12 protein-coding genes are annotated in these 10,639 nt (G+C 40.5%); 7 read left to right on the top strand and 5 right to left on the bottom strand.

Going from position 1 to position 10,639, the window contains the following annotated elements; all coding sequences use genetic code 11:
* Positions 1-168: 168 nt before the first annotated feature.
* The 7 genes from ACYVTD_RS03505 to ACYVTD_RS03475 all read left to right on the top strand — a co-directional run bounded on the left by ACYVTD_RS03505 (position 169) and on the right by ACYVTD_RS03475 (position 4,535).
* Positions 169-543 (top strand): type II toxin-antitoxin system RelE/ParE family toxin, encoded by a 375-nt coding sequence (locus ACYVTD_RS03505; RefSeq protein WP_461246396.1) that lies wholly within the window; start codon positions 169-171, stop codon positions 541-543.
* A gap of 1 nt (position 544) precedes the next feature.
* On the top strand, positions 545-730 hold the full coding sequence (locus tag ACYVTD_RS03500) for a hypothetical protein (RefSeq protein WP_461246395.1): 186 nt from the start codon (positions 545-547) through the stop codon (positions 728-730).
* A 155-nt stretch (positions 731-885) separates the two neighbouring features.
* Positions 886-2,229 carry a magnesium transporter gene (gene mgtE, locus ACYVTD_RS03495; protein ID WP_461246394.1) on the top strand — a complete coding sequence of 448 codons (1,344 nt, stop codon included), beginning with the start codon at positions 886-888 and terminating at the stop codon, positions 2,227-2,229.
* A 1-nt stretch (position 2,230) separates the two neighbouring features.
* On the top strand, positions 2,231-3,052 hold the full coding sequence (locus ACYVTD_RS03490) for a TatD family hydrolase (RefSeq protein ID WP_461246393.1): 822 nt from the start codon (positions 2,231-2,233) through the stop codon (positions 3,050-3,052).
* A gap of 45 nt (positions 3,053-3,097) precedes the next feature.
* Positions 3,098-3,418, top strand: a complete 321-nt coding sequence (locus ACYVTD_RS03485; RefSeq protein ID WP_461246392.1) for a nucleotidyltransferase family protein — start codon at positions 3,098-3,100, stop codon at positions 3,416-3,418.
* On the top strand, positions 3,408-3,812 hold the full coding sequence (locus tag ACYVTD_RS03480; protein WP_461246391.1) for a HEPN domain-containing protein: 405 nt from the start codon (positions 3,408-3,410) through the stop codon (positions 3,810-3,812). The genes ACYVTD_RS03485 and ACYVTD_RS03480 overlap by 11 nt, the downstream gene beginning before the upstream one ends.
* Before the next feature lie 6 nt (positions 3,813-3,818).
* Positions 3,819-4,535, top strand: coding sequence for an HAD family hydrolase (locus ACYVTD_RS03475; protein ID WP_461246390.1), 717 nt, complete (start codon positions 3,819-3,821; stop codon positions 4,533-4,535).
* Positions 4,536-4,628: 93 nt separating this feature from the next.
* Here the strand turns inward: ACYVTD_RS03475 and fliJ are convergent, their stop codons facing one another.
* The 5 genes from fliJ to fliF are packed head-to-tail and all read right to left on the bottom strand — an operon-like array spanning position 4,629 to position 10,630.
* Positions 4,629-5,072, bottom strand: coding sequence for a flagellar export protein FliJ (fliJ, locus tag ACYVTD_RS03470; protein WP_461246389.1), 444 nt, complete (start codon positions 5,070-5,072; stop codon positions 4,629-4,631).
* A complete protein-coding gene (locus tag ACYVTD_RS03465; protein ID WP_461246388.1) occupies positions 5,069-6,592 on the bottom strand; it encodes a FliI/YscN family ATPase in 1,524 nt (507 codons plus the stop codon). Before ACYVTD_RS03465 ends, fliJ begins: the two co-directional genes overlap by 4 nt.
* Before the next feature lie 33 nt (positions 6,593-6,625).
* Positions 6,626-7,849, bottom strand: a complete 1,224-nt coding sequence (fliH, locus tag ACYVTD_RS03460) for a flagellar assembly protein FliH (RefSeq protein ID WP_461246387.1) — start codon at positions 7,847-7,849, stop codon at positions 6,626-6,628.
* Between the two features lie 12 nt (positions 7,850-7,861).
* A complete protein-coding gene (fliG, locus tag ACYVTD_RS03455) occupies positions 7,862-8,920 on the bottom strand; it encodes a flagellar motor switch protein FliG (protein ID WP_461246386.1) in 1,059 nt (352 codons plus the stop codon).
* Between the two features lie 3 nt (positions 8,921-8,923).
* Positions 8,924-10,630, bottom strand: coding sequence for a flagellar basal-body MS-ring/collar protein FliF (gene fliF / locus ACYVTD_RS03450; RefSeq protein ID WP_461246385.1), 1,707 nt, complete (start codon positions 10,628-10,630; stop codon positions 8,924-8,926).
* Positions 10,631-10,639 lie beyond the last annotated feature (9 nt).

The following is a 10,639-nucleotide window of genomic DNA, read 5'->3' as shown; positions in this document are numbered from 1 at the left end:
ATGGTTTTATGATCCATGTGTTTATTATACAAAAATATTTTACACTGTACAAGAGGAATTTATTGAGGAGCAAAATGAAGTTTAGAGAGAAAAGACTGTTTACAAATATTTGAGTATATTTTACAAATTATCCTTGAAACACGTCCATTTTATTGTTATTATATAAAGGTGAGGGTATTCAAATATACAGGGTTCAGCCGTTTTGCGAGCAAGGAAGGCATTACCGACCATGAATTACTGGAAATTGTTGATCAACTTGAGGCAGACCAAGCGGACGCAAATCTGGGGGGCGATGTATATAAGGTACGAGTAGCCAGACAAGGCGAAGGAAAATCAGGCGGACATCGTGTTATAGTATACTTTAGAAACGAGTACCGCACATTTTTTGTTTATGGTTTTTCCAAGAATGACAGGGACAACATAAGTGGGAAAGAATTGAAAAGGTTCAAGGAAGACGCAAAAGACCAGTTTTTATTGACCGATGATCAGCTTGATACTCGTTTGAGAAATGGGACTTTCATTGAAATTATTGAGGAGGATTAGAATGAAATACGAAAGCGACATAGCGGAAATGATCCACGAGAACGCAACTATCAATTTCAAATTAGGATTTATATCCGAAGCTAGGATGCGTGAATACGATAAAATGTGCCTTACACCAGAAGCTTTACATAACAATAACGCACATAAAACTGTAAACATAGAACACCCCGATCTTGTAACCGCATAATAAACCTACACCAACTCCTCGAACAAAAACCCCTGATCTTTCTCCTTTGTATTGACAAAACATGATATTTTACTAGAATTACATTAGTAAAAAACAAACAGGAGGCTAAAGCTTGACACAAACAGCGACCCTTGCTTTCTGTCCGGTGTTCTAATATGAATAAAGAAGAAATTATAGAATTAATCAGAGCAGGTTCAATCGATATATTAAAATTGAAACCTCTGATTGTCGATATGAATACGGCGGACATTGCCGATATTTCCGAAGAATTAGACAAAGAAAATAAAGTCAGATTATTCAGGATTCTGCCCAAAGCAATTGCATCGGAAGTTTTTGCCTACATGGACAGCGATCATCAGCAGATTGTTATTGAAGCTCTTACCGATACGGAAATCGGCGAAATCATGAACAAACTTTTCATGGACGACGCTGTAGACTTTATCGAGGAAATGCCGGCTAATATTGTAAAGCGTGTATTAAAAAATGTGCAACCTGAAAAACGAAAACTAATCAATAATTTTTTACAATACCCCGACGATTCCGCAGGCAGTCTTATGACTACGGAATATGTCGATCTTAGAGAAGACGAGACAGTACACAAAGCATTTGACACTATCCGCAGTACAGGGCTTGACAAAGAGACAATTTACAACTGTTATGTGATACGTAAGGATCGTGTTCTTGTAGGTTCTATTTCCGCAAAAACTCTTATGCTTTCAAAACCCCGACAGCGTATAGGCAACATAATGGACACTAATCTTGTTTACGCTTACACAACAGATGATCAGGAAGCTGTTGCCGAACAATTTAAGAAATACTCGCTGTTGGCAATGCCAGTTGTTGACAAAGAGAAGCGTCTCGTGGGCATTATAACGGTAGACGACATTGTAGACGTTATCGTAGAAGAAAGCACGGAAGACATCGAAAAGATGAACGCCCTTGCCCCCTCTGACGATCCGTATCTTAAAACAGGCGTGTTCCAACTCGCCAGAAACCGCATCATCTGGCTCTTGGTGTTGATGCTTTCAGCGACCATAACAGGCTTAATCATTTCTAATTTTGAAGCAGGACTTGCGGCTCTGCCGATTCTTGTAGCGTTTATCCCGATGCTCATGGACACAGGCGGCAACGCAGGCTCTCAATCTTCAACCCTTATCATTCGAGGTATGGCGATAGGTGAAATTACACCAAAAGACATTATCCGCATTGTATGGAAGGAAGTGCGTGTCGGATTGATATGCGGACTAGCCCTTGGAACAATTAATTTTATACGCATTTATTTAATGAACGGACAAAATCTTATGTTATGCGTTACGGTTACCCTGTCCGTATGTTGTACAATTATAATAGCGAAAACTGTCGGCTGTGTTTTGCCGTTAGCTGCAAAATGCTTAAAAATCGACCCTGCTGTTATGGCGGCTCCGTTAATCACCACCATTGTAGACGCAGTTTCGCTTATAATTTATTTTTTATTCGCCAAAATGATTATTGGTTTATAACGTGTTGACAGACGCCCATTGCCACCCCTTCGACCTCTCCCCCCTTTTCCCGCAAATGGAGCAAGAACGGCGTAAGCTGGGAGTCATTGCGGCGGCAAGTTCTTACAACATGGAAGAATTTGCACATAACGAAATATTAGCACATAACGCCACCGCTGAAAACGCCGCTCCTTTACTGCTCTGCTTCGGCGTTCATCCGCAACTGCCGGCGGTAAAGGAGAAAGAAGGTGGTCCATTTACGGAAACAGAGTTAAATGACAGTATTACTCTTTTGCGAAATCTTGCGGAGGTGGACAAAATAGCCGCAATAGGCGAATGTGGTTTTGATCTTTACAACGCCGAGTTTAAGGAAACTGAAAAAATACAAGACGCTATTTTTACGGCACATTTGGAAATTGCAATTAATTACGACTTGCCAGTCGTTCTTCATGTACGCCGTGCAATGCACAAAATTTTTGCCGCCGAAAAAGAATTATCAAAGTGCAGGTCCGTCATTTTTCATTCATGGTCAGGCACTCTTGAAGAAGCCCGCTCGCTATTACGCCACGGCATTAACGCCTATTTTTCATTTGGAAACACAATTACGCTAAACCACAAACAGGCAATTCAATGCTGTTCTCTGCTCCCCGTGGAAAGGCTTTTAACAGAGACAGACGCTCCCTTTCAACCAAGAAGAGGCGAAAATTTTTCATCATGGGCTGACCTGCCTTTGATACTCAAAACAGCGGCAGCCCTTCGCAACGATGCCGGAGAAAAGATTGATGAGAGCGAATTGGAGAAGCGGATTGAGGGGAATTTTAACACAGCGTTTGATGTAAAATAAAAGAACACATTTGACAAAAAACAGATAAATGAATATAATAAAACAATGGAAAATTTAACGGAAAAAATAGAAGATATTAAAGAGTCCATCCTCAAGTTCGTACCTGCTCGGTATATTTATTTATTTGGTTCTTACGCATACGGAACGCCCTCTGACAAAAGCGACATTGATATTTATATTGTAATACCTGATGGAATAAATAATTTAACTGAAATATATGCAAAAATTGTTGTCGATTTAAGTTATAAAAAAATATATTTCATTGATTTATTTTTAAATAATGAAACAATATTTAATAAAAGAAAAATAGAAAATATCTTTGAAAAGACAATTTGCCAAAAAGGTAAAATATTATATGAACATTAACGATGTTAAAGAATGGATGATAATAGCTGATGACGATTTTGACTCGGCAAAGATATTGAATGAATCATATAAAAAACACATGGAAGTTATTTGTTATTTATACGCTCAAGCTACAGAAAAATATTTAAAATGCTTTTTAACATACAATAATATTATTCCTCAAAAAACTCATAATTTAGTTTTGTTAAATGATAACTGTATTGAAATAGATAATAATTTTCAAGAAATTAAAATGGAATGCGGCTTTCTAAACAGATATATTAATGAAATTCGTTACCCTTATAGAATTCAGGTATATGAAGAAGATGTAATATACGTAATCAGGTCTGTTGAAAAAATTAGAAATATAGACGCATTAAAAAAAATCAGAGAAGAATTAAAAAATATAAATTAACAACAAATGAAACCAGAATTAATTTTATTTGATTTAGACGACACACTGATGGCATTCGACCTTGTTACGGAAGAAGCATGGGATAAAACTGTAGATATATTTATTCAGAATAATGTTATTAATATTGATAAGCCTATTATTTTGGAAAAAATACATACTGCAAGAAAATGGTATTGGTCAGACCCGGAAAGGCATAAAGCAGGTAGAAGAAATATAGTAAACGCAAGAAGAGATATTGTAAAATTGGCGTTAAAAGAATATTCTGATTTGGAAATAAAAAAATTAGAAGAATTGGCGGATTGTTTTTCTGATATACATGAAAATTTATGGTATTTATTAGACGGCGTTGAAGAAACATTACAAAAAATAAAAGAGAAAAATATAAAATTGGGTGTTATGACAAATGGGACTTCTGAAATTCAACGGAAAAAATTAAAACGTTTTGATATAGAAAAATATTTTGATTACGTCTTTATTGAAGGCGAGGTAGGATACGGCAAACCTGATATAAAAATGTATGAATATATGTTACAAAAAACAAAAGTACAAAACAATAAAATTATAATGATAGGCGACAATTTAATTTGGGACATAGAACCTCCGCAAAAATTAGGCATATTCACAATATGGATTAACACAAAAAAAGTTTTATTGGAAGATTATAATATAAAACCCGATAAAATTATACGGAAGATACCGGATATTTTGAGTATTATTGAATAGTTTTTTTACCACGAACCACACGAACAGTAGCGAACCAAGAAAGATTTGAGCTTACAACTGATATATATGTTATACGAAAGAGGATATGTGGTTTTAGATATGTTCCTGGTAAACTTCTTCTCGCCTATACCTGGCGGCGGTTAAATCATCTACTTCCGCCATTTGGTAATTCATCATTTCTTTGCGATACTCTTTTTGGCGCTTTTCTTTTAGTTTTTCTATAGCTTTTAAATCTTTTTGCGCTTCTATGTACAGAGCGCGTTTTTCTTCCACCACAAGCTCCGCTTGCGCCGCATTTTGCGCCAATTTTTCCGCTTCTTGTTCAAGCCTTAGAACATAAATGTCCCATGAAGCCATGTCTTGCGGAGAATTAAAACGCTGTTGAACGGCATTGTGCCTCTTAATTGCCGTCATTTTTATATCGTTTTCTATTATATTAAGAATACTGATAGCTTGCCCAAGCGCGAGTTTACATTCATTCTCTTTGAATTTCCTTAATTGGAGAACTTTTTCAAGTCTGAATGTAAATCTTTTCATAAGATGTTATTTTCCAAAATATTCATACCTGGGAGCGATGAAAATAAAGACGCTACACTGTTAAGCGCCATTTTTGTATCTTCAACATTAGCGGGTTTTTCAGCCTTTTCAGGAACATTGCTCTTTATTTTTTGACTTGCTGTTTTTTCAAGTTTTTGATTTGTATCCGTCATTTCCTCAGGCGGAATAAAAACATCCGCTATTTCCGACATGGCGGTAAGCGTTTCTTCCAAAGACGAAGGCTCGTCAACCTCCTGCATAAGAAATTCTTCTATAATGCCATGTTTAGCGATAGCTTCGTCAATTTCGGGGTTGGAACCTTGATGATAAGCGCCTACATTGATAAGGTCTTCCGCGCTCGCATAAGCCGCCATATTTCTTCGGATAACGCCGGACGCTTTTCTGCTCATCTGTCCCGACACTTTGGGCGCAAGACGAGAAATGCTTGTAAGCACGTCAATTGCAGGATAATGATACGCCTGCGCTAAATCTCTAGAAAGAACAATATGTCCGTCAAGGATACCTCGGACTGTATCCGCTACAGGTTCGTCCATATCATCGCCGTCTACAAGGACTGTGTAAAAACCCGTTATGCTCCCCTTGTCGGAAGTACCGGATCTTTCAAGGAGTTTCGGCATTGAATCAAACATACTGGGCGGGAATCCCCTCTGCGCGGGAGGCTCCCCTGCTGCAAGCCCTATTTCCCTCATGGCGCGGGCAAAGCGCGTAACTGAATCAAACATCAACATTACATCGTTTCCCTGATCCCTGAAATACTCAGCGACAGCAGTCGCAACATAAGCTCCGCGAAGACGGGCAAGAGGCGGAGAATTGGAAGGAGTAACAATCAATACGCTGCGCGCAAGTCCTTCGGGACCAAGATCGTTTTCTATAAAATCGTTTACTTCCCGCCCGCGTTCCCCTATTAGGGCGACTACGTTTACATCGGCGGAAGTGTTGCGGGCAATCATTCCAAGGAGAGTGGATTTACCTACGCCAGAACCGGAAAAAATACCAAGCCTTTGCCCCTTGCCTACCGCAAGAAGACCGTCAATTGCGCGTACTCCTGTTGTTATGCGTTCCGTTATTCGTCTTCTTTTAAGCGGATCAGGCGGGCTTGTAAGGGCGGGATAATAACAGTTAGACGAAATATCGCCCTTATTGTCTATTGGGTTTCCAAGGGCGTCTATAACCCGCCCTAAAAGTTTTTGTGATACAGGCACTTCAAGACGGGAGCCAAGAGCGATAACTCTATCGCCTACTTCAATTCCGTCCGTTTCTTCATAAGCCATAAGTTGGACGATTTCATACCTTAACCCTACAACTTCGGCTTTTATGCTACCCCTTCCTTTTGGGGCTATAATTCTGCATATCTCGCCTATAATCGCCTGAGGACCGTGGCTTTCGATTAATAATCCGTCTATTTTAACTATTTTGCCGACGCATTTTATCGGATCTGTTTTATCCGCACATGTAAGATATTTATCAAAAACACTCGGCTCAACTGTAATTGTCTGCATGCGGTCCCCCCTCCACAAGCGACTCCGTAAATTTTACGGGGTCGAACTATCAGATTTCCTTCTTGTTAACTTATCTAATCCGCCTGTTATTTTTTTGTCCACTTCTCTCTTGCCTTTTGTCGCCATTGTAGCTAAAGCGGCTAACGCGGCAGATGCCGTAAGAGCCGCGCTCGCTCCGCTTGAAAGCTCAGGATCATCAGAATCTGAAGGCGAATCAGTTGCTCCGCCCTCGTTAGATGATTTACTCAGCGCGTCCATTATCGCGGAAGAAGCGGCAAGATCGCCGTTAAGATTTGCCGTTCTGATTACAGGCGGCGGAGTATTATCTTTTCTTCCCGGTTGTATGGGCGAGATTTCCAGTATTCTGTTTTCCAACTCGGCAAGTTGGCTTGCGATACGCGCGTCTATCTCGCCAAAATCGGTTTCTATTATACAACCGCCTTGATCCACAGAACTGTCTTCTACAATCTGAACCGATTTGGCTCCTTCCATAAGGTTTATAAAATCTTGTTTGTGTTCTGTCGCAAGCTGTAAATCGGCAAGGTTTACTCTTATGATGACATTTCCTTTTGCTCTTACTTTACGCAAAGCCTCAATCACATTGGAGATAATAATATCGCGCTGATTTTCGGAAAGCACTTTAATAACTTTACGCGAAATCAAAAGCACTAAGGAGATTATTTCTTTTTCGGTATCGCTTAATATCTCTCCTCTTTTGTCCTGCGCTCTTTCAAGCACTACCTGTGTTCTTTCGATAAGGCGGTCAACCTCCGCTTTTCCTTCGGCATATCCCTCTTCCTTACCTTCCTTTCTGCCGGTTTCTTTCGCTTCATTGCGTTCAGTATCCAAAGACCGCCTTACTTCGGCTTCAATTTCGCTTGCTTTTAATTTAGCGTCGTCAAGTATTTTTTGCGCCTCGTCTTCCGCCTGCTGTTTTAATATTTGAGCCTCATCTGTTTGTCTTTTAACCTCCGCAAAGGCTGCGCTCTGCGCCGTCTGAACAATGCTTTCCGCTTCCGCTTTTGCCGAAGAAATCATTCGTTCTTTTTCTTCGTCCCATTGAGCCTTAAACATTTCAGCTTCACGCCGCATATCATCTGCCGAAGGTCCTGAATATTCTTCAACATCATCAAGGGCTTCTACAGTATCCTCAATAGATGATAAATGAGGGATTTCGGAGTATGTACCAGGCGAGTCGATAATAATCTTCTCGCCAAGCGGAACCAATTCATTAGATCTAAAAACAGCCTTTAACATAAATCAACCTCTTTATACAACAAGTTCATCTTCACCTGCGCGGGCGACAACGATTTCACCCGTATCTTCAAGGTGGCGAATAATGGATACTATCTTCTGTTGCGCTTCTTCAACGTCTTTTAAGCGTACAGGTCCCATATACTCCATATCTTCCTTGAGCATACTTGCCGCGCGTTTGGACATATTCTTGAATATCTTGTCCTGAACTTCCGAATCGACCGACTTGAGCGCTTTCGCAAGCTCTTGAGAGTCGACTTCGCGCATAACCTTTTGAATGGCTCGGTCGTCCAGCATAACGATATCTTCGAATACGAACATTCTTTTCTTGATCTCTTCCGCAAGTTCCGGATCTTCGTCTTCCAAAGCCTCGATAATCTGCTTTTCAGAAGCGCGGTCTACAAGGTTCAATATTTCTACGATGCTTTCAACGCCGCCCGCCGCAGTGTAGTCTTCGCTGGACAGTGATGAAAGTTTCTTTTCAAGAACGCGTTCAACTTCGCGCAATACTTCAGGGCTTGTTCTGTCCATTGTAGCAATACGTCTGGCTACGTCGCTCTGCACTTCATGCGGCAGATTTTGCAGAATAATTGAAGCTTTGTTCGGCTCCAAGTACGCCAAAATAAGGGCGATTGTCTGCGGGTGTTCCTGCTGAATAAAGTTTAAAAGGTGCGCCGGGTCTGTTCTGCGGATAAAGTCGAAAGGACGCACCTGCAAACTTGACGTTAAGCGGTTGATAATATCAATCGCTTTCTGGCTACCGAGCGATTTTTCCAAAAGCTCTCTGGCGTAGTCGATACCGCCCGTTGAGATGAACTGGTTCGCCATCATCAACTCTTGGAATTCCTGAAGGATTGCATCCTTCTGTTCCGAGTCTATTGTTTCAAGCCTTGCTATTTCAAAGGTTAGAGTTTCAATTTCATCTTCACGCAGATATTTGAAAATTTCCGCGGAGATCTCCGAGCCTATTGTTACAAGGAAAATAGCCGCTTTTTGGCGTCCCGTATATTCTTTTACATTTTTCTTCTTGGAGCCGCCTACAGAGGCTCCCGGTACTAATGCTGTCTTTGCCATAGTTTATTCCTCCAATAACCATGTTCTGATGAGTTGAGCGGCATCTTCCGGATGCTCTTTTGCCAAATTGATAGCGCTTTCCATCAACTGCATTCTTGTACGTTCTTCCAGTGAAATGGAGACGTCCTCGGATTCCTGTTCCGCCTCTGCCATTGCGCTCTCCCGCAACATCTGTTCGCGTCTTGCCCTTTCTTCCTCGGCAAGCCTTTTGCGTCTTTCCATCTCGCGAGAGATCATCCTAAACAGCATAAATCCAAATAACATTAATGTCAAACCCGCAATAAAAATAATTATTGTAATTTGCATTTGTTTCTTTCTGAAATACGCGGCATCCTCTTCCATAAATTCTTTGGTGCGATCTACAGGGATATTGGTTACAGTAACTGAGTCCCCTCTTGCCGAATTATACGCTATAGCGTCGCGTATTAATCCTTCTACCTTTTTAAGATCTTCGGGAGGAACTGGAGTGTATTCCCTTTCAATAGTGCCATCTTGAAGAATTATGGGTTGTTTCTTTTCGTCAAATTTTCTTTTCCATACTCCGTCAATATTTACTGAAACAGTTACACGATCAATTTGAGGGCTTTTGTTTTCCTGTGATTTACGTTGGTTAATTTCATAATTAGTAACATCTGTAGATTGATTCATTCTTCCGTACAAGTTACTCATATCCTTAAAAGCGGGAGGCGTTTGCCCCTCCACTCCGCCGGGACCTTCAGGATTAAACCCTGTACCTTCCCATTTTGTATCAGATTTTGACTCTCCAATTATAAGGGATTCCTTTATAATTGAATCGTCATAAGGAAGACCGGGCGTTCTTGGCTTGATTGTAACGGGGAAATTTTCTTTTGTATCAACAGTTTTTTGGGACATATCCATTTCAAATTTTATGTTAAGATCCCTTACGCGATCCTGCTTAAATATTTGTTGAACAGAAGAAAGCACAAGACCCCTGTATCTTTTTTCCATATCCAAAAGAAATTTTTGTTGACGCTCTGTAAGAGCTTGTTTGTCAAAATCTTTCATTCCTTCAAAGTCGTTAAGCTCAATTCCGTAATTGTCGGTTATTGTGATATTATCATCTTTTAACCCTTCAATAGCGGATTTAAGAAGTTTTTGTATGCCTTCTATTTTTTTTCTGTTTTGCGCAATGTCGCTTCCAGGGGTCGGAATAATGGTTACGGCGGCGCTTACCGGATTCTGCTCTGAGGCAAAAAGTTCTTTTTTGGGCCACACAATTCTTAACTCGACATTATCAATGCCTTCAATCGCCCTGATATGGTCGGCTATCATTTTTTGTTGCGCCCGTTGGAAGTTAACATTACGCTCCATGTCGGTAATAGTCCAGCGCTCTTTGTCGAAGATCTGCCATGGATCTATTCCCGTCGGAAGTAAATTCTCACGGATAAGAATTACCCTCATGCGCCGCGCTGTCAGTTCGTCCTGAACGCGCACAATATTATCGGGCGTTACAGTAACGACAACATCTTCCTGATTAAGACGCGTTACTATTCTGTCCAGCAGAGCTTCATCGGTAATTGGTCTGTCATAAACAGCCGACAATACCGGCGTTGCTGAAACCCGAAAGAGCGCGATAACTCCTCCGATGATGACAACGGCTACTACGGCAATTAGGATCTTTTGCGTAAAAGACCAGTTTGCCCAAACAGCCGTAGCCTTAGAAATGATTTTTTTGAAAAACTCGTTCATATCCCCTCC

The organism is Treponema sp. R6D11 (assembly GCF_054786075.1).
The sequence above is the reverse complement of the archived record's forward strand: the minus strand, read 5'-3'. Positions and strand labels throughout refer to the sequence as shown.